General features: G+C 58.5%; 18 protein-coding genes and 1 tRNA gene. 4 read left to right on the top strand and 15 right to left on the bottom strand.

The window, feature by feature from the left end; translation table 11 throughout:
* Positions 1–10 precede the first annotated feature (10 nt).
* From ccmI to ccmA, 9 genes are read right to left on the bottom strand one after another with little or no spacing between them, the layout of a single operon-like run.
* Complete coding sequence (ccmI, locus tag FS690_RS00235; RefSeq protein ID WP_145338903.1) at positions 11–1,222, bottom strand: c-type cytochrome biogenesis protein CcmI; 1,212 nt, start codon at positions 1,220–1,222, stop codon at positions 11–13.
* On the bottom strand, positions 1,222–1,680 hold the full coding sequence (locus FS690_RS00230; protein WP_039379160.1) for a cytochrome c-type biogenesis protein: 459 nt from the start codon (positions 1,678–1,680) through the stop codon (positions 1,222–1,224). Before FS690_RS00230 ends, ccmI begins: the two co-directional genes overlap by 1 nt.
* Complete coding sequence (locus tag FS690_RS00225) at positions 1,677–2,234, bottom strand: DsbE family thiol:disulfide interchange protein (protein WP_039379161.1); 558 nt, start codon at positions 2,232–2,234, stop codon at positions 1,677–1,679. The genes FS690_RS00230 and FS690_RS00225 overlap by 4 nt, the downstream gene beginning before the upstream one ends.
* A complete protein-coding gene (locus tag FS690_RS00220; protein ID WP_039379162.1) occupies positions 2,231–4,189 on the bottom strand; it encodes a heme lyase CcmF/NrfE family subunit in 1,959 nt (652 codons plus the stop codon). Before FS690_RS00220 ends, FS690_RS00225 begins: the two co-directional genes overlap by 4 nt.
* Positions 4,186–4,671, bottom strand: coding sequence for a cytochrome c maturation protein CcmE (gene ccmE / locus FS690_RS00215; protein ID WP_145338902.1), 486 nt, complete (start codon positions 4,669–4,671; stop codon positions 4,186–4,188). The genes FS690_RS00220 and ccmE overlap by 4 nt, the downstream gene beginning before the upstream one ends.
* Positions 4,668–4,898 carry a heme exporter protein CcmD gene (ccmD, locus tag FS690_RS00210; RefSeq protein ID WP_039379165.1) on the bottom strand — a complete coding sequence of 77 codons (231 nt, stop codon included), beginning with the start codon at positions 4,896–4,898 and terminating at the stop codon, positions 4,668–4,670. The genes ccmE and ccmD overlap by 4 nt, the downstream gene beginning before the upstream one ends.
* Positions 4,895–5,635, bottom strand: a complete 741-nt coding sequence (locus FS690_RS00205; RefSeq protein WP_039379166.1) for a heme ABC transporter permease — start codon at positions 5,633–5,635, stop codon at positions 4,895–4,897. The genes ccmD and FS690_RS00205 overlap by 4 nt, the downstream gene beginning before the upstream one ends.
* A gap of 53 nt (positions 5,636–5,688) precedes the next feature.
* Positions 5,689–6,348, bottom strand: a complete 660-nt coding sequence (gene ccmB / locus FS690_RS00200) for a heme exporter protein CcmB (protein WP_039379167.1) — start codon at positions 6,346–6,348, stop codon at positions 5,689–5,691.
* The gene (ccmA, locus tag FS690_RS00195; protein ID WP_039379169.1) at positions 6,348–6,956 is read right to left on the bottom strand and encodes a cytochrome c biogenesis heme-transporting ATPase CcmA; all 609 of its coding nucleotides are present in this window, start codon (positions 6,954–6,956) and stop codon (positions 6,348–6,350) included. The genes ccmB and ccmA overlap by 1 nt, the downstream gene beginning before the upstream one ends.
* A 243-nt stretch (positions 6,957–7,199) precedes the next feature.
* Here ccmA and FS690_RS00190 point away from each other — a divergent pair, with 243 nt between their 5' ends.
* Complete coding sequence (locus FS690_RS00190; protein WP_108569482.1) at positions 7,200–8,138, top strand: formate/nitrite transporter family protein; 939 nt, start codon at positions 7,200–7,202, stop codon at positions 8,136–8,138.
* Positions 8,139–8,233: 95 nt separating this feature from the next.
* Positions 8,234–8,308 (top strand) — tRNA-Arg (locus FS690_RS00185).
* Here the strand turns inward: FS690_RS00185 and FS690_RS00180 are convergent.
* A complete protein-coding gene (locus tag FS690_RS00180; protein WP_369826787.1) occupies positions 8,268–10,133 on the bottom strand; it encodes a 3'-5' exonuclease in 1,866 nt (621 codons plus the stop codon). The two genes, FS690_RS00185 and FS690_RS00180, sit on opposite strands and share 41 nt — an antisense overlap.
* Before the next feature lie 275 nt (positions 10,134–10,408).
* On the opposite strand from FS690_RS00180, the gene FS690_RS00175 reads away from it, so the two are divergent.
* Positions 10,409–10,654 (top strand): DUF2543 family protein, encoded by a 246-nt coding sequence (locus FS690_RS00175; RefSeq protein WP_039385596.1) that lies wholly within the window; start codon positions 10,409–10,411, stop codon positions 10,652–10,654.
* Between the two features lie 52 nt (positions 10,655–10,706).
* Here the strand turns inward: FS690_RS00175 and FS690_RS00170 are convergent, their stop codons facing one another.
* The 5 genes from FS690_RS00170 to FS690_RS00150 are packed head-to-tail and all read right to left on the bottom strand — an operon-like array spanning position 10,707 to position 16,847.
* The gene (locus tag FS690_RS00170; RefSeq protein WP_145338901.1) at positions 10,707–11,714 is read right to left on the bottom strand and encodes a substrate-binding domain-containing protein; all 1,008 of its coding nucleotides are present in this window, start codon (positions 11,712–11,714) and stop codon (positions 10,707–10,709) included.
* 34 nt (positions 11,715–11,748) lie between these two features.
* Positions 11,749–12,768, bottom strand: coding sequence for an ABC transporter permease (locus FS690_RS00165; protein WP_369826788.1), 1,020 nt, complete (start codon positions 12,766–12,768; stop codon positions 11,749–11,751).
* Positions 12,769–12,801: 33 nt separating this feature from the next.
* Positions 12,802–14,274: a sugar ABC transporter ATP-binding protein gene (locus FS690_RS00160; RefSeq protein WP_071668099.1), complete on the bottom strand. Its 1,473-nt coding sequence runs from the start codon at positions 14,272–14,274 to the stop codon at positions 12,802–12,804.
* A 17-nt stretch (positions 14,275–14,291) separates the two neighbouring features.
* Positions 14,292–15,809 carry a xylulokinase gene (xylB, locus tag FS690_RS00155; RefSeq protein ID WP_145338900.1) on the bottom strand — a complete coding sequence of 506 codons (1,518 nt, stop codon included), beginning with the start codon at positions 15,807–15,809 and terminating at the stop codon, positions 14,292–14,294.
* 3 nt (positions 15,810–15,812) lie between these two features.
* Positions 15,813–16,847: an NAD(P)-dependent alcohol dehydrogenase gene (locus FS690_RS00150; protein WP_039379369.1), complete on the bottom strand. Its 1,035-nt coding sequence runs from the start codon at positions 16,845–16,847 to the stop codon at positions 15,813–15,815.
* A 212-nt stretch (positions 16,848–17,059) separates the two neighbouring features.
* On the opposite strand from FS690_RS00150, the gene FS690_RS00145 reads away from it, so the two are divergent.
* Positions 17,060–17,602 carry a D-lyxose/D-mannose family sugar isomerase gene (locus FS690_RS00145; RefSeq protein ID WP_094112061.1) on the top strand — a complete coding sequence of 181 codons (543 nt, stop codon included), beginning with the start codon at positions 17,060–17,062 and terminating at the stop codon, positions 17,600–17,602.
* Positions 17,603–17,671: the final 69 nt, after the last annotated feature.

The raw sequence follows: 17,671 nt of genomic DNA, 5'->3' as shown, positions 1-17,671 counted from the left end.
ATGTAGCGCTTCAGGGCTGCTGCTGATCGATCTCAACAGTCAGCGGCTGGTGACCCTCCCACGAGGTAATAGCACTGAGCCCGAACCAGTCCCCGGCCTGAGGATTTGCGCTGCCGTCGCGGGCAATACGCACTCTGACCTGAACCTGATGCTGCGCCGAAAGCAGGCGATCGGGCATCATAGCGTTGCTGTCATCCAGCGTAAGCGCTAGCGGAAAGTGGCTAAGCGGCAGGCGCTTAACGGCCACGGGCACCGGTGAAACACCGTCAGATACAGAAATATACAACACTCCGTCCGGCGGCAACATTTTTTCTGCCGGCGGCGACAGCTTGACCGTCAGGCTCAGCGCAACCGCCTGCTGCCCGGCAGCGGTTTTCGCCTGCTCAATGCTGCGCTGAATCAGCGTTATGCGCGGATCGCCGGCAGGCAGCAACGCCAGCATGGCGCGCCACGCGTCGAGCGCTTCAGTATAGTTCTGCTGTCCGGATGCGTTGAACGCCAGCAGGCTAAGCGTACGCAGATTCGCGCTGTCGCGCTTGAGCAGCGCATGCAGCAGCACGCTCGCCTGCCGGTTATCCTGTGGATCGCCGGAACGCGTCAGGACTTCGGCGTAATCCTGCTGCAGCTCCAGGCTGTCAGGCGCACGCTGCAGCGCGCGCTCAAACGCCTGTCCGGCAGCGGTAGCATTGTTCAGCACCATACCAAGCCGCCCCAGCATCGCCCACTCATCGGCGCTGCCGGGTGTCTGCTGCAGCGCCGTGCGCAGTCCCAGCTGCAGGCGCGCCAGCTCCTCCATCGTCAGCGGCTGCGCATCCGGATCCATTACGCGGGCGCGCAGCGCCGGATAGTCACGCTGAACGGCGAGCCAGCCCGCGAGCTGTGCGTAGCCGCCGGTTTGCAGATAGACCCCGGTTGTCACCAGCAGCAGCAGGATCACGCCCGGCAGCAGGATCCAGCGGCTGCTCTGCCGCGCCGGAAGAGTCTGCCCGTCGGGTACGTCCGTCAGCAGCATCTGCTGCAGATCGCGCTCCATCTCCGCCCGGTTGGCTACCACGCCTTCCGTTTCATCACGCTGCAGCTCGCGCAGGCGCTGCTGGTAAAAGGCGGTGTTAAGCCGGTCGCGTTCGCCAGCATGGTGTTCACGCTGACGCCATCCCGCAGCCAGAAACAGCGCTACCGCAGCCGCCAGTAAGACGATCAGAGTCATGCAAAATACAATCATTACGGCTTCCCGTTACGTTCCAGAATCGCCGCCAGGCGCTGTTGTTCATCGTCATTCAGTTCAGTCGTTTCACGCGCGCGGCGGTTACGCAGCAGGATCACCCCGCCGCCCAGCAGCACAAACAGCGCCGGACCGGCCCATAAAATCAGCGTCGCGGGCGTCAGCGGCGGATCGTAAGTGACAAAGTGACCGTAGCGCGCCACCATGTAATCCACTATCTGCTGCCGGCTCTTGCCCTGCTGCATCAGCTCATAGACTTTCAGGCGCATGTCAGCGGCAATCATGGCGTTTGAATCTGCAATGCTGTTGTTCTGGCATTTCGGGCAGCGCAGTGAGGCGGTGATCGCCCGGTACTGATCCTCCTGCTGCAGCGAGGTAAACTGCAGGCTATCTGTGGTGGTGGCCCGGACGCTGAGCGTAAGCAGCAGCGCCGTCAGCGCAATAAGCAGCCTGCTCATGCCCCCGCCTCCCGGCTATATTTTTCCCACAGCGGTTTAACTTCTTCATTCCAGACGCGCTCGTTCATATCACCGGCGTGGCGATAACGAATGATGCCGTGGCCATCAATGAGAAAGGTTTCCGGCGCACCGTAGACACCGAGGTCAAGCCCCAGCATGCCGCTGCCGTCGTAGAGGCTCAGCGCGTAAGGGTTGCCCAGCGTATTAAGCCAGTTTATCGCTTTCGTACGGTCATCTTTATAGTTGAGGCCAACCACGCGCACGCCCTGCTCCGCCAGCCGGTTCAGATAGTGATGCTCAGCGCGGCAGGTCGGACACCAGGTTGCCCAGACGTTGAGCAGCAGCGGCTGACCATCGGTAAGGATCTGCTGGCTGTAGATTTTGCCTGGCTGATCCAGCGCTTCCAGTCTGAACTGTGGCACCGGTTTGCCCGTCAGGGCTGACTCAAGCCGGGAGGGATCGTCACCCTGTGCATTACGCGACAGCTGCCACAGCAGCGCTGCCGCCAGCAGCAGAAACAGCGCCAGGGGAATAAAGAGAATTTTTTTGCTCATGCCCGCTCCTCACGCGCAACTTTTTTCCGCGCGCGATAACGCGGATCCAGCAGGCAGAGCAGGCCGCCTGCCGCCATAAACAGGCCGCCAAACCAGATCCAGCGGACAAAGGGTTTGTAGTAGAGGCGTACGGCCCAGGCGCCGTTATCCAGCTCCTCGCCGAGTGCGGCATAGAGATCGCGGGTAAATCCGCCGCTGATCGCCGCTTCGGTCATCATGGTGCGGGCAGCGGTATAAAAGCGTTTTTCCGCCCGCAGTACCGCTTCCGGTTTGCCATCGCGGGTGACATCGATGATCGCCACGCCGCCGCTGTAGTTAGGCCCCTGCAGGTTATGCACGTCGCGGAACACAAAGTGATAGCGATGAATATCGATGCTGTCGCCCGCCTTCATGCGCACATCGCGCTCAACGCTGTACTGGGTGCTGAACGCGATGCCTACTACCGTTACCGCTACGCCCAGATGCCCCAGCACCATGCCCCAGTGGCTGCGCGACAGATGCCACAGCCCTTTCAGCAGGCTATGCCGGTGAGTCGCGCGCTCATGCAGCTCCATCAGCGTCAGCAGCGTGACCCAGATCGCCATCAGCAGCCCGGTTACCGTCATCGCTTCAATGCGATCTTCCAGCAGCCACGGCAGCAGAACAGAGAGCAGCAGGGTAACCACCAGCCCGGCACTCAGCCGCTTCCACAGCTTTTGCGGCTCATCACGCCGCCAGCGCACCAGCGGACCAATACCGAGCAGCAGCGCAAACGGCGCCATCAGCCAGCTGAACAGCGTATTAAAGAAAGGTTCTCCCACTGAGATACTGCCCAGCCCCAGCTGCTTGTGCACCAGCGGCAGCAGCGTACCGAGCAGGACCACCAGCATTGCCGCAATCAGCAGCACGTTATTGCCCAGCAGAAACGATTCCCGCGACCAGATTTCACTCTGCACGCGGCTGCGTACCTGCCCGCCGCGCAGCGCATAGAGCAGCAGCGAGCTGCCAATCACGATGATCAGAAAAGCGAGAATAAACATCCCGCGCGCCGGATCGGAGGCAAAGGCATGCACCGAGACCAGCACGCCGGAGCGCACCAGAAAGGTGCCGAGCAGGCTGAGCGAAAACGTCGCGATCGCCAGCAGCACGGTCCAGGCTTTGAAGCTGCCGCGCTTTTCCGTTACCGCCAGCGAGTGCATCAGCGCGGTTCCGGCCAGCCACGGCATAAACGAGGCGTTTTCCACCGGGTCCCAGAACCACCAGCCGCCCCAGCCCAGCTCATAATAGGCCCACGCCGATCCCAGCACGATACCGATGGTCAGAAACACCCATGCGGCGGTGGTCCAGGGGCGCGACCAGCGCGCCCAGGCGGTATCCAGCCGTCCGGTCATCAGCGAGGCGATGGCAAAGGCAAAGGCGACCGAAAAACCGACATAGCCCATATAGAGCAGCGGCGGATGGAAGATCAGGCCGATATCCTGCAGCATCGGGTTAAGATCGCCGCCGTCGATGGGGAAATCAGGCAGCGTGCGGGCAAACGGGTTGGAGGTCAGCAGGATAAACAGCAGAAAGCCGGCGTTGATCATCCCCATTACCGCCAGCACGCGCGCCAGCGCATCGCGCGGCATCTCGCGGCTGAAAATTGCCACCGCCAGCGACCAGCTGCTGAGCAGCAGTACCCACAGCAGCAGCGATCCTTCATGCGCACCCCAGGTCGCGGCGACGCGGTAATAGACCGGCAGCAGCGTATTTGAATTTGTCGCGACGTATGCAACGGTGAAATCGTTCACCACAAATGCGTGCACCAGCACCATAAAGGCGGCGGCAATGGCTAAAAACATGCCCCAGGTCAGCGGTCGCGCGAGCGTCATCAGCCGCGCATCCTGACGCGCGGCGCCCCACAGCGGGTAAATACTCAGCAGCAGCGCCAGGCCCAGCGCCAGACAGAGCAGAAAAGTTCCGATTTCCGGCATCATGGCTGATTACCCGTCGGCTGATAGCGCACTGCGGCGCGGGTATGATTGGTATTCATTGCGTCCTGAATTTCCGGCGGCGTATATTTTTCGTCGTGCTTGGCCAGCACTTCCCGGGCGCTGATAACATTACCCGCCTGCAGTACGCCCTGCGCCACTACCCCCTGCCCTTCGCGGAAGAGATCGGGCAGGATGCCGTTATAGCTGACGCTGACCACGCCTCTGGCGTCATACAGGCTGAAGGTTACCGCCAGCGACTGCGGATCGCGCCTCACGCTGCCTGGCATCACCATGCCACCCACGCGCAGACGCTGTCCCGCTTCCGGCTTCAGCTGCGCGTCGCCTTTGCCGTTGATAATCTCGCCCGGCGTATAGAACAGATCGATGTTTGAGCGCAGGGCATACATCACCAGCGCGGTCGCGAGGCCAAGGCCGGTAAGAATAGCCAGCACCACCAAAAGGCGGTTGCGACGACGGAGATTCATCCTGCCTCCCCGGCAGCGCGCGCGCGCTGTTTAGTCTGTGCCGCACGCACACGCTGCTCCCGCGCCTGACGCTGACGGATCTCCGCCAGCAGACGCCGCCGCTGCAGCAGCGTATGCAGCACCAGGCCCAGTAGCGGGATCAGGGTGCAGGCAACCGACAGCCAGACAAAAAAGGCGTAGCCGCCCATAGCAAAGAATTCACTCCATGAGGTGAAGGCCGGACTCATGCTTTTGCTCCCTGCTGTGCCAGCGCGATAGCCCACGGACGATGCCGTTCGGTCAGTAAAATCAGGTTACGCAGCCGCATCAGCGTCAGCGTGATAAACAGCAGCAGATAGCCGAGAATCGACCAGCGCAGCGGCGTGCGCATAGAGGGATCGATCGCCTGCTGCAGCAGACCGGATGAGCCCTGATGCAGCGTGTTCCACCACTGCACAGAAAAATGAATAATCGGCAGGTTCACCACGCCGACGAGGATCAGGATACCGGCGGCGCGGCCCGCCGTGCGGCGATCGTCAAAGGCGAGCCAGAGCGCCATCGCGCCCATATAAAGGAACAGCAGCACCAGCTCTGAGGTGAGGCGCGCATCCCAGATCCACCAGGTTCCCCACATCGGTTTGCCCCATGCGGAGCCGGTAATCAGCGCAATAAAGGTAAAGGCGGCTCCCACCGGCGCCATCGCGGCGGCGGCCAGGTCAGCCATCTTCAGCTGCCACACCAGACCGGTAAAGGCGGCAATCGCCATGGCGGCGTAGATCCCCATTGACCACATGGCAGCGGGCACGTGCAGGTACATAATCCGGAAGCTATTGCCCTGCTGGTAATCAGCCGGGGCGAAGCCAAATCCCCATCCCCAGCCAAGCAGCAGCGCGCCGGCTGCGGCAATCGCCATGCCGGGAATAAGTCGCCCGCATAGCTGGTAAAGGCGTTCCGGCCTTGCCCACTGATGTATCCATTTCCACATTTGCATTGCTCACACTAATAATAAAGAGGGAACGGCTTCTCTGAGGAAGCGCGCTACTGCAGGCTGATCCGCAGCGCCGCAGCGGTGGCAAACGGCGACAGCGTCGCACTTACCGCCAGCATCGCGCCCAGAACCGCCAGATAGCCGCCAACTGGCAGCCCCTGCCCGGCGGCGTCGATAGCCGCACTGGCAAAAATCAGAACCGGAATGGTCAGCGGCAGCACCAGCAGGCTGAGCAGCACGCCGCCACGCCGCAATCCCGTTGTCAGGCCGGTGCCGATAGCACCAAGAAAGCTCAGCGTCGGCGTACCCAGCAGCAGCGTCAGCGCCAGCGCGCGCCAGCCTGCCATATCCAGCGACAGCAGCAGCGCCGCCAGCGGTGACAGCAGGATCAGCGGCAGGCCGGTGACCAGCCAGTGAGCGATCACTTTACCCAGCACCGTGACCGGCAGCGGTGCCGGCAACAGCAGCAGCTGCTCCAGCGATCCATCAAGGAAATCGTCGCGGAACAGGCGCTCCAGCGCCAGCAGCGAAGCCAGCAGAGCGGCGACCCAGACCACGCCGGGCGCAATGCGCGCCAGCTGCTGCGGCTCCGGACCGATGCCGAGCGGAAACAGCGTAATGACGATGAGAAAGAACCACAGCGGGTTGATCACTTCAGCCCCGCTGCGAAACGCAATTTTCAGTTCACGCCGGAGAATACGCAGCAGCATTATTGCCACTCCCCGCTCAGGCGTATTTTACGTAGCGCGGCGGCGGGCAGCTCCTGATGCGTGGTGAGGATCACCGCCCCGCCCTGGCTGGCGTGCTGGTTAAAACGCGCCATGAGTGCTTCGACACCGGCTTTATCGATGGCGGTCAGCGGTTCATCCAGGATCCACAGTCGGGCTGAGCTGAGCCAGAGGCGCGCCAGCGCGACGCGCCGCTGCTGACCCGCAGAGAGCTGCGCCACCGGCACCTCTTCATAGCCGGTCAGGCTGACCTGCTCCAGCGCCGCATACAGCGCCGTCTGGCTGCTGTCGCCGTGCCAGAAACGCAGATTTTCCAGCGGAGAGAGTACCGCTTTTACGCCAGGCTGATGGCCAAGATAGAGCAGGTTTTGTTGCCATATTTCACGCTGACGCTGCAGCGTTTCGCCCTGCCAGCGCACTTCGCCCTCTTCTGCCCGGCTAAGCCCGGCCAGCAGACGCAGCAGTGAGGTTTTGCCGGCGCCGTTTGGCCCTTCTATCTGCACGAGGTCACCCGGCCGGACATGGAAGCTCAGCCCATGAAACAGCATTCGCTCATCGCGAACGCATGAGAGATTAATGACTTCAAACATAGAGGGGCGCATCACCGCAAAAAATGAGGCGGCGATAATACCACACTGTTGCAGTGCGCCGAAGAGTGTGACCGTGCTCTCATTTCGCTGCGCACCGCTGTTTCACGCCTTCAGATCCGAAAAATGTATAAAAAAGCCGCTCGGTTAAAATTTTGTTACGCTTGAAGAAATTCTTCGTAACATTTCAGGCTTGCTAAAACCGTCTACGCTTATTACGCATTGGCACTATCACCAGGAGCAAACATGAAGCCATCGCCATCAAATGCTGAACACGACAATGACGTAGACAGCGAAGAAAAAGAGCAAGGCACTGAGATTGAAGTTGATGAAGAGGCCCTGCCCTCGCGGGCAGCGGCGATTCATGAAGAGATACGGCAGGACGGGGAGAAAGAGTTAGAGCGTGACGGCATGGCGCTGCTGTGGTCAGCCATCGCCGCAGGCCTCTCAATGGGCGCGTCGCTGATGGCGAAAGGGATTTTTCAGGTTCATCTTGAGGGTGTCCCCGGCGCCTTTCTGCTGGAGAACCTCGGCTACACCTTTGGCTTTGTGATTGTGATCCTCGCGCGGCAGCAGCTGTTTACCGAGAACACCGTGACGGCGGTCCTGCCGGTCATGCATAAGCCCACCGGCAGCAATTTTATGCTGCTGCTGCGCCTGTGGGGGCTGGTGCTGCTGGGCAATCTGATTGGTACCGGGCTGGCGGCGCTGGCCTTTAACTACATGCCCATTTTTGATGAGGCGACGCGCCAGGCGTTTACGGCCATCAGTGAAAAGGTGATGGAAAATTCGCCGGGCGAGATGTTCGCTAATGCCGTGATCTCCGGCTGGATCATCGCCACTATGGTCTGGATGATCCCGCATGCGGAGAATGCCAAACTGCTGATCATCATTATGATGACGTGGCTGGTGGCGCTGGGCGATTTGGCGCATATCGTGGTCGGCTCGGTCGAAGTACTCTATCTGGTCTTTGCGGGGACGGTGCCGTGGCAGGAGTTTTTCTGGCCGTTTGCGCTGCCCACGCTGCTCGGTAACATCACCGGCGGCACGCTGATTTTTGCCCTGATCAGCCATGCGCAGATCCGCAACGACATGAGCGAAGAGGCCAAAGCGAAGGCGCGGGCGGATCAAAAACGCCGCGAGAAAGCAGAAGCGAAGAACGCTGCCGGAGAGCAGACGGAGTAACCGCTCTTCCGGGCGCGGCGCTGCTGACAGAATGAGCAATCACGCCGCGCCCGGTTAACATCCGGGAGACATACGGGTATACTGCGTTTCCGGATGTCTCCTTAGTTAAATGGATATAACGAGCCCCTCCTAAGGGCTAGTTGCAGGTTCGATTCCTGCAGGGGACACCACAGACATCTCTCCCTCATCCTGCAGATCCATACCGGCAAATTTCGACAGCTGCTGACTGATGCTATTTTCTTTGTAGCAGGTGACCAGTAACGCCTGGGTTGCGCGCGTAAACGCCACATACAGCGCCGGGATAGCTTCAGACTCATCTTCAGCCCCTTTATGAACAAATGATGCATTGATCACGGCAACGTAAGGGAATTCAAGCCCTTTGCTGCTCTGAAAGGTCAGCAGATGAACCACATCCTCCCGATGCGAATAGCGTTTTTTATCTTCCGTGGTGAAGCTGACGGCGGCGGGGATCGCATGCTGCTGCAGCAGGTCGATGAGTTTGTCTGCTGAAAAATGCGTAGGACAGAGCACAGCCATATCGCCCCAGCGGCCTGCCGCCGCATACTTCTCTCGCAGCCACGCCACAACGCGACGCGCTTCATCTGTTGCAGACTGACACTGTTCGATATCGGGAATGTCGCTGTTCTCTTCGCCGCAGGCTTCCGGCAGCACCAGCGGAAGCTCCTGATTATGGTGCCGGTCAAAGTAGTCGCGTGAAAAAGCGTAGGCAAAATTGAGAATGCGCCGCGGATTGCGATAATTCACCCGAAGAATAGAGGTGCGCCCCTGAGCCTGAATACCCACGCTCGCCAGCGAAAAGTTCAGCGCTTTCTCGCGCCGGTACAGAGACTGGGCGTCGTCGTACATCAGCAGCAGCGAGCGGCGGGTGTTATCAAACAGCCGGGCTATCAGTGAAAGCCAGCGCCGGTCGAAGTCATGTCCTTCATCCACCAGCACCGCATCATACCCCGCATCCCCGACAGTGCCGCTATCAACCGCATTTTCCAGCGCCGCAAAGCAGTTATCATAATAGCGCCCTTCCCCGCTCATCTTCAGCTTAAAGGTCCGGGCTGCCGTCGCGCACCAGTCATGAAAATGATAGACGTGTACTTTATGCGATAGTCCTCTGGCCGCGATGCATTCACGGATATAGTTAGCCAGAATGATATTAAAACAGAGCACCAGCACAGGGCGTGTGGTGGTCTCGGAAAGGTATAAACAGCGGTAGAGTAAAATCAGCGTTTTACCGGAACCGGCTACGCCATGAATAACACGATGCCCTTCGCCGAGATTGCGTGCCAGCACCTCCTGCTGCAGATCCATTACCCGGTAAATATTACTGCGCTTATTTTTTACCGTAATGGCGATCTCCGGAAAAAGATGCCGGCGCAGAATATCCCGCACAGCCGGCGTTATTGCAGGCCTGAAACGGGTGGTAAAGAGTCCGGAAACTTTAGCGCGAAACGCAGAAACAGAGACAGACTCGGTCATTTCATCCTGACAAATCGTCAGCGCCTGTGGAAATATAGATTCAACCACGCCATCGGCTGAGAGTGATGTCAGCTGCTGGCGGGTAATATTGGTAAACACCACACCATAAGCCCAGGCGATATTCAGCTTTCCTTTATACAGGCCTGTTTTTTGCTGCAGTTTCGGATCCTGAGATAACAGGTCAACGGTCGCACAGGCATACTCCCTGACCTGCAGCAGCGGATTTTGCGCCTGCGTTTCGCCCTGAGCATGTCTCAGCGTTACCGTCTGCGGGTCCGCATGCTGAAATGTACTTAGCTTCCAGTCTTTGACCTCAAGGAAAATAAGCCCGTTGGCAGGATCGATAATAACAAAATCGGGATGCCTGTACTGGCGCCCGACCGGAATGTCATACCAGATAAGACAATCATCGCCGAGATGCGATTCAAGCCGCTGGGCGACGCGTCGTTCCCCGTGCGTCATTCGCCCTGAACAGAGCGTCAGGGAGGTCATTAATTTCGCCATAAAACAGTATCCACGTATATAAAGTACATCAGCGCAACACCACGATAACATCGCTATTAAAACTTTAGAATACGATGTTATGCCACTTAGCCCTGTGTCTGTTTATTATGTTGCCGGCATGCTGATAATACCGGCCCGGTACCAGGTTCATGATGACAATAATAGCGCGATGTCTCTGCTTTTTCCGGCAGGCGGGAAAAAGCTGGCAGGAGTGGTATGATTTACGTTAAATGATGCCGCTGGCATCTGACCCCTTCCCGTTTCCGGAGCGCACTATGAAACATGAGATTGATCTGAAGTATTACGATATCGCTGACGCCTACGCTGAAGAGTGTGAAAAACCGGTGAGCGAAGCCGAGCGCGACCCGCTGGCGCACTACTTCCAGCTGCTGATCACCCGCCTGAATAACCATCAGGAGATCAGTGAAGAAGCGCAGCATGAGATGGCGCGCGAGGCGGGAATTGCTGACGCGCGCATTGATGATGTGGCGAACTTTCTGAATGAGTGGGGCAACGAGTAAACGGCTTTGGCAGGCTGTCTGCTGGCAGACAGCCTGCCCGCCGTCGCGTTGATTACTTACGTGCGTCCAGCAGCTGCTGCGCATTATCCGCAGTAACCGTGGTCCACGGAATGTAATAGTGTTTTTTCGTGCCGCCATCCCAGGCGAGATCTTTGGCATACTGCTGCCAGATGTCAGACTGCGGCTGATAGCCTGCGCCTTTTACCGCACGCAGCGCGACATCAATAGCGCCCTGCATCTGGCCTTTCGCATCCTGCAGAATAGAGACCATTTCACCCGCCTGAACGGCATGAATCGCATCAGACACCCCATCCACACCCGCAATGGCGAAGTCCTTCACGTTCAGCCCGGCGCCCTTAATCGCTTCAATGGCTCCCAGCGCCATCTCATCGTTTTGCCCAATCACCCCGTTGATTTTGCCGCGATGCTTCTGCAGCCAGTTCTCCATCAGCGGCTGTGCTTCAGCGCGTGACCAGTTGGCCGTTTTTCTCTCCAGTACGGTAACCTGGCCCGGACCACACTCCGCTATCGCTTTATCATTGCCTTTGCCGCGCTGGATCTCACCGCTGCCGCCCTTCGGCCCTTCAATAATGACGACATTGACCTTTTTGGTTTTGCACTGCAGCTTATCCAGTACCGCTTTGGCTTCCAGATAGCCGCCCAGCTCATCATTAGAGACCACTTCGGACGTCATCTCTTCCGTATTCAGGCGGGCGTTGGTGACCACCACCGGAATTTTAGCCTCGTTAGCATTGGTCACAATATCGATGTTGGCTTCATAATCCATCGGGTTCACGATAATCGCGTCGGCACGCGTCTGGATAGCGGTCGCCGCCTGGTCATTCTGCACCGACGCGTCATAACGACCATCATAAAAGGTGAGCACGGCTTCGCCACTTTTTACTGCCGGATGCGCTTTACCGTAGCGCTCCATCAGCTGAACGAACTCCGCCTTATTGCCATACATCAGCACAGCGATTTTTACGGGGGCAGCCTGCGCTATGCTAATCGCGCCCAGCGTCAGGGCTGAGGTTAACAGAGCGATAGATCTTATTTTCATTGTTCTCTCCTGGCAGGGTTTATCTATTCAGAGGTTAATCGCGCTGTTGTTTACGCGACGGGTCGAGCAGTACAGCCACTACAATCAGAGCGCCTTTGATGATCTGCTGGTAGTAAGACTGCACCCCCAGTAAATCCAGGCCGTTATTCATTACGCCGATGATCAGCACGCCAAAAAAGGTGCCGACAAGCGTACCGACACCGCCAGCCATACTGGTGCCGCCAATCACTACCGCAGCAATCGCATCAAGTTCATAGCCTGCGCCCGCGTTGGTCTGTGCCGATCCGGTGCGTGCGGTGAGGATCAGCCCGGCGATTCCGGCCAGCGCGGCGCACAGGGTGTAGACCATGACTTTTATTCCGACGACGCTGATCCCTGACGTGCGGGCACTTTTCGGGTTGCCGCCAACGGCATAGACGTAGCGCCCGAGCAAAGTTTTATTGAGCAGCAGCCACGCGAGACCAAACAGTACGACAAAGATAATGACCGGTACGGGTATGCCGGCTATGTAGCCGTTGCCGAGCCAGCGAAAATCGCTGTTAAGCTGCGAAACCGGGTTGCCGCCGGTGGTCAGCATCGTGAGTCCGCGCGCAGCGGAGAGCATGCCCATGGTGACGATAAACGGCTGCAGCCGGTAACGCGCCAGCACGGTACCGTTGATCAGGCCGCAGACAATGCCAATTCCCAGCGCGATAATCATCGGGACCATCACCGCATGTGCCGTATCCCCAATTGCCATACCGCTGTTGTTCGTGGCGAAACGTGCAGCAACAATGCCGCTCAGCGCCAGCACCGATCCTACCGACAAATCGACGCCGGCAGTGATAATCACAAAGGTCATGCCGATCGCTAAAATGCCGTTGATAGAGACCTGGCGCAGCACAATCAGCATATTTTCATTACTGAGAAAATAGTTACTGCTCCAGGCGCCATTAGCGACCTGCAGCTCACCGACGGCAGCCACAATCAGGCAAAGCACAAAGAACGCGATGATGATGCCGTATTTGTGCATACGTCTTTTGTTGCGCGTAAAAAATGAGATGCCGGAAGGCATGGAATGTGTGGTGTTCATAACGTGATCTCTCTGTTAAACCGCCAGCTTCATCAGTTCACTCTGCGTTGCCTGAGCCGCACTTAATTCTCCCGCCAGCTGCCCGTCGCGGAACACCAGAATGCGATCGCTCATGCCGATGATCTCTGACAGCTCTGAGGAGACCATCACGATCCCCTTGTTTTTCAACGCAAACTCGGACATAAAGCGGTAAATCTCTTTTTTCGCGCCGACATCAATACCGCGGGTAGGCTCATCCAGCAGCAGTACTTCCGGGTCCAGTAACGCCCAGCGTCCCAGCACGACTTTCTGCTGATTACCGCCGCTGAGGTTGCCCACCAGCTGTTCGGCATCCGGCGTTCTGACGTTAAAGCGTTTGATCATCTCCAGGCTGCGCTGCTGCTCCTGCTTCTCACTGATAAAACCGGCGCGGGAGATAGCGCCAAATGAGGCGATGTTGATGTTTTCGCGAATCGAACGGCAGAGCACCAGCCCGGTTGCTTTGCGATCTTCTGTGACATAAGCGATGCCGTGCCGGATCGACTCTTTCGGTGAGTGGCGGCCCAGCACCACCTCGCCGAGGCGAATGGTTCCGCTGTCTGCGTGTTCAATCCCAAACAGTAAATCGAGAAACTCGCTGCGCCCGGAGCCAACCAGCCCGTAAATGCCGAGGATTTCGCCCCGCTTCAGGTGCAGGCTGATATCGTTGATTTTATTGCGCCAGCGCAGGTTTTTTACCTCCATCATCACCTCATTACCCGGCTGATTAAACTTGGCAAATTCACTCTCATATTCTCCGCCAATAATCTGCTCAATCAGCTGCTCGCGCGTGATATCGGCCAGCATGCCCTCCTGCACCCAGGCGCCATCGCGAAAGATGGTATAGCTGTCGGCAATCTGGAAAATCTCGGAGAGGCGATGGGAGACATAAATAATGCCTTTGCCCTTTTGCGCCAGCCGGGTCAGGGTCTGAAAGATTTTTTGCGCATCCTCCTCGCCAATCGCTGAGGTTGGCTCATCCATGATGATGATGTCAGCATTCGCGTGCGAGAGCGCTTTGGCGATCTCCACCAGCTGCTGCCCGGCAACGCTGAGGTTACGCATCTTTTCAGTAGCAGAGATGTCAAAATCGAGCTCTGCCAGCAGCGCGCGAGTACGCTGATTGAGCGTGGCAAAGTCAACAAAGCCAAAGCGGCGCGGTTCGCGTCCCAGCCAGATATTTTCAGCCACCGTCAGGTCCGGAATTGCGCTCAGCTCCTGCTGAACAATCGCGATACCGGCGGCCAGCGCGTCCCGCGGATGGGCAAAGCTGCAGCGCCTGCCGCGAATAAATATCTCTCCGGCGTCGGGCTGGATAAACCCCATTAAGATGCTGAGAAAGGTCGACTTTCCGGCACCGTTGCCGCCGCACAGCGCGTGAATGGAGCCGGGGCGCAGCGCAAATTCGGCGTTTTTCAGCGCCACAACCGGACCAAACGCTTTGCGGATCCCCGTGACTTCCAGCAGCATCTCCTGGTTATTTCTGGTCACAATGCCACCTCCGGATAAGTCGTGCTGAGACGCTTCAGATAGCGCTGATAGTGCGTTTCATAGGTCTGATGGCGCGCGGCATCGGGCACGGCGCGGGTACTTTCATCCGGCGTGACAAAGCGCTGGCACAGCGACTGCAGTAACGCATCCGGCTGCTGTGCCGGGTTATCCAGCAGCGCGCTGGCCCACATCGCCTGAATTGCCGCACCCAGCGCGGCGGTTTCCGGAATACGCAAAGAGACCACCGGGCAGTTCATGACGTCAGCCACAATTTGTCGCCAGCCAGCGCTGCGCGCGCCGCCGCCGGTAAGGCGGATCTCCTGCGCGCTGATGCCCTGCTGCCGGAACAGATCAAGTCCGTAACGTAATCCGTATGTGGCACTCTCCACGGCGGCGCGGCAGAGGTTAGCGCGGGTAAAATTCACGGCGTTCAGGTTGTGCAGACTCGCCTGCGCGTGGGGCAGCGCCGGCGTGCGCTCGCCATTAAAAAACGGCAGCATCTCAACGCCCTCAGCCCCCGGCTCTGCCTGGTTCAGCAGCTGATTAAAGCCGGTAAGATCCTCTGCCAGCAGCGTCTGGATCAGCGTGGTCGCCGAGGTGACATTCATGGTGCAGATCAGCGGCAGCCAGCAATTAGTGCTGGAGCAGAAGCTGGCAATCAGGCCGTTTTCGTCAGTCACCGGCGTCTCGCTGCAGGCGAACAGCGTGCCGGATGTTCCCAGGCTGAGCGTCACCGTGCCAGGCGCAATATTGCCGGACCCGATGGCGGCCATCATATTATCGCCGCCGCCTGTCGCGACCCGTACCGTGCGGCGTAGTCCCAGCCGCTGCGCCGCTTCCGGCTGCAGGGTGCCGATACACTTTTGCGCGGCAGCCAGCGGCGGCAGCGCCTGCCACAGCCGGCCGTCAGGATCGATAAGCTCCACCGTATGCCGATCCCAGCTGCGGCTGCGGATATCCAGCAGTCCGGTGCCGGAGGCGTCGCCATACTCCATAACCCGTTCGCCGGTCAGCCAGAAGTTAAGATAATCGTGCGGCAACAACACGGTATGTAAACGCGCCCACAGCGCCGGATGCTGCTGCTTCAGCCAGAGAATTTTTGAGGCGGTGTAGCCGGTAGCCGGAACAATCCCGGGCTGTGCCAGCGCACCGCTAACCCCTCCCAGCTGCTGCAGCAGCCAGCTGTTCTGTACATCGGTGGCGGTATCGCACCACAGCTTTACCGGATGCAGCACCGCTCCGGCTTCATCCAGCGCCACAAAGCCGTGCTGCTGGCCGGAGACGCTGAGCGCAGTAATCTGCTGTGTATCAATAGCGGCGTCTGAGGCTGCCTGATGGAATGCCGTGACCAGCGCGTCGATCCAGTCGCTGGCATGCTGTTCACGGGCGCCATCCGCCCCGCTCTGCAGCCGGTGCGGCGCGCTGCCTTCGCCGACGATCGTCCCCCGCTCGCTCTCCACGATAACCACGCGCGTTCCCTGCGTGCCGCAATCTATGCCTGCATAGAGCGCCATGCGTCACTCCATCTCCAGCATGATTTTGATATCCGCCGCATGGCCCGCGGCTGCGCGGTCAAACGCTTCAACGCTGTCGGCGAATTTATAGGTGTGGCTGATCAGCGGCTCTACCCGCAGCTTGCCGCTGCTTAACAGGCGCAGCGTGCGGGGATACATATTGGCGTAGCGAAAAATCGTTTTGAAGGTCAGCTCTTTGGCCTGTGCCGCAACAATATCCATTGGCGCGGCGTCCACCGGCATGCCCACCAGAATGACGGTAGCACCCGGCGCCGCGTGTTCCGCCAGCGTGGCAATAGCAGGTTTGGCTCCGCTGCACTCGAACACCACATCCGCGCCGTTACCGCTGGTCAGTTCTGAGACTTTACCGGCCAGATCGCCGGTTTTGATGTTAACGGCGTGCAGCCCTTCATACGCTGCCGCCACGGCAAGCTTTTCATCAAACATGTCGCAGATGATGACATCGGAACAGCCGCCTGCCAGCGCCGCCAGCGCCGTGACCACGCCGATCGGACCGGCCCCCAGCACCAGGCCGATATCGCCGGGTTTGATGCCGGCTTTGGTCGCGGCCTGCATCGCCACCGCCAGCGGCTCCACCATGGCCCCTTCGCGGAAGCTGACATTTTCCGGCAGCTTAAACGTGAACGCCGCAGGATGAATGACCGTTTCACGCAGGCAGCCATGTACCGGCGGCGTTGCCCAGAAGCGCACGGCGGGATCGAGATTGTAGAGACCGGCGCGCGACTGATCGGAGTGCATATCCGGGATCCCTGGCTCCATACAGACGCGATCGCCCGCCTTCAGGTGCGTCACGTTTTTACCGATCTCCAGCACAATGCCAGCGGCTTCATGACCCAGCACCATCGGTGCCTCCACCACAAACGGACCAATCCGGCCATGTTTGTAGTAGTGAACATCGCTGCCGCAAATCCCTACCGAGTGAATTTTAATTTTGACATCGTTATCACCCAGCACTTCATCAAATTCCCGATCTTCAATCGCAATGTGGCCTGCCTGAGTCAGAACTAACGCTTTCATTTACGCCCCCGGATTCATTTTAATGGTATCGATATCATTTCAATGCGGCGATACTGACCTAAAAAAAACGTGAAAACTGTGATGCAAGCTGAATAATATCGATCTGCAGTAGCGCAATTTAGCCCTGTCGCAGCGAATTGCGGATCGGGATCACAGAAGATCACAAGCGGAACACGCTTTAATGGTATCGATATCATTACAGGAGAAACCGTATGACCGATTATCCGCAGGCGATCCAGCGCACCCTGACCTTTTTAGAGCAGGCGAATATTGTTCTCACCCCTGCAGAGCAGAAGAAGATTGAGATTGCTACTTTCGGCCTGGACGATTACCCCGCCTCAGGTTTGCAGCTGTTAACCTATATCAACGAACCGCGCTATTGCGCTAAAGAACTGGTGCTGTTTCCCCGCCAGACCTGTCCTGAACATCGGCATCCGCCGTTTAACGGCACGCCAGGCAAGCAGGAAACCTTTCGCTGCCGCTGGGGCGAGGTCTATCTGTTTGTCGATGATGAACAGCTTACGCCAAACGATGCGACCGGCACTCCGCGCTGTCAGGTGCCTGCCGGCAGTGAAACCGCCTATACCTGCAGCCGCTATATCCTGCTGCGTCCGGGCGAACAGTACACCATTAAACCCGATACGCGGCACTGGTTTCAGGCGGGCGAACACGGGGCCGTTATCTCTGAATTTTCGTCAGAAAGTCGCGACGATCTGGATATTTTCACCGACCCGCGCGTCAGGCGACTCGCCTAGCGCAGCGAGATCGCTTAACGCGGTACGATCTGCCATGATTGACTCATGATACAAAATGACAGGGTTGAT

Source organism: Pantoea sp. PSNIH1 (assembly GCF_007680655.1).
Lineage (GTDB): Bacteria > Pseudomonadota > Gammaproteobacteria > Enterobacterales > Enterobacteriaceae > Pantoea > Pantoea eucrina.
Note: the sequence above shows the minus strand (reverse complement) of the source record. Positions and strands in the feature narration are given on the sequence as shown.

What these genes read in the sequence shown, in the direction of transcription:
- xylB (WP_145338900.1), bottom strand. Translation starts at nt 15,809, where the DNA reads ATGGCGCTCTATGCAGGCATAGATTGCGGCACGCAGGGAACGCGCGTG.
- FS690_RS00190 (WP_108569482.1), top strand. Translation starts at nt 7,200, where the DNA reads ATGAAGCCATCGCCATCAAATGCTGAACACGACAATGACGTAGACAGC.
- ccmD (WP_039379165.1), bottom strand. Translation starts at nt 4,898, where the DNA reads ATGAGTCCGGCCTTCACCTCATGGAGTGAATTCTTTGCTATGGGCGGC.
- ccmA (WP_039379169.1), bottom strand. Translation starts at nt 6,956, where the DNA reads ATGTTTGAAGTCATTAATCTCTCATGCGTTCGCGATGAGCGAATGCTG.
- FS690_RS00220 (WP_039379162.1), bottom strand. Translation starts at nt 4,189, where the DNA reads ATGATGCCGGAAATCGGAACTTTTCTGCTCTGTCTGGCGCTGGGCCTG.
- FS690_RS00175 (WP_039385596.1), top strand. Translation starts at nt 10,409, where the DNA reads ATGAAACATGAGATTGATCTGAAGTATTACGATATCGCTGACGCCTAC.
- ccmE (WP_145338902.1), bottom strand. Translation starts at nt 4,671, where the DNA reads ATGAATCTCCGTCGTCGCAACCGCCTTTTGGTGGTGCTGGCTATTCTT.
- ccmB (WP_039379167.1), bottom strand. Translation starts at nt 6,348, where the DNA reads ATGCTGCTGCGTATTCTCCGGCGTGAACTGAAAATTGCGTTTCGCAGC.
- FS690_RS00145 (WP_094112061.1), top strand. Translation starts at nt 17,060, where the DNA reads ATGACCGATTATCCGCAGGCGATCCAGCGCACCCTGACCTTTTTAGAG.
- FS690_RS00160 (WP_071668099.1), bottom strand. Translation starts at nt 14,274, where the DNA reads ATGCTGCTGGAAGTCACGGGGATCCGCAAAGCGTTTGGTCCGGTTGTG.
- FS690_RS00205 (WP_039379166.1), bottom strand. Translation starts at nt 5,635, where the DNA reads ATGTGGAAATGGATACATCAGTGGGCAAGGCCGGAACGCCTTTACCAG.
- FS690_RS00165 (WP_369826788.1), bottom strand. Translation starts at nt 12,768, where the DNA reads ATGCCTTCCGGCATCTCATTTTTTACGCGCAACAAAAGACGTATGCAC.
- FS690_RS00180 (WP_369826787.1), bottom strand. Translation starts at nt 10,133, where the DNA reads ATGGCGAAATTAATGACCTCCCTGACGCTCTGTTCAGGGCGAATGACG.
- FS690_RS00230 (WP_039379160.1), bottom strand. Translation starts at nt 1,680, where the DNA reads ATGAGCAGGCTGCTTATTGCGCTGACGGCGCTGCTGCTTACGCTCAGC.
- FS690_RS00225 (WP_039379161.1), bottom strand. Translation starts at nt 2,234, where the DNA reads ATGAGCAAAAAAATTCTCTTTATTCCCCTGGCGCTGTTTCTGCTGCTG.
- FS690_RS00170 (WP_145338901.1), bottom strand. Translation starts at nt 11,714, where the DNA reads ATGAAAATAAGATCTATCGCTCTGTTAACCTCAGCCCTGACGCTGGGC.
- FS690_RS00150 (WP_039379369.1), bottom strand. Translation starts at nt 16,847, where the DNA reads ATGAAAGCGTTAGTTCTGACTCAGGCAGGCCACATTGCGATTGAAGAT.
- ccmI (WP_145338903.1), bottom strand. Translation starts at nt 1,222, where the DNA reads ATGATTGTATTTTGCATGACTCTGATCGTCTTACTGGCGGCTGCGGTA.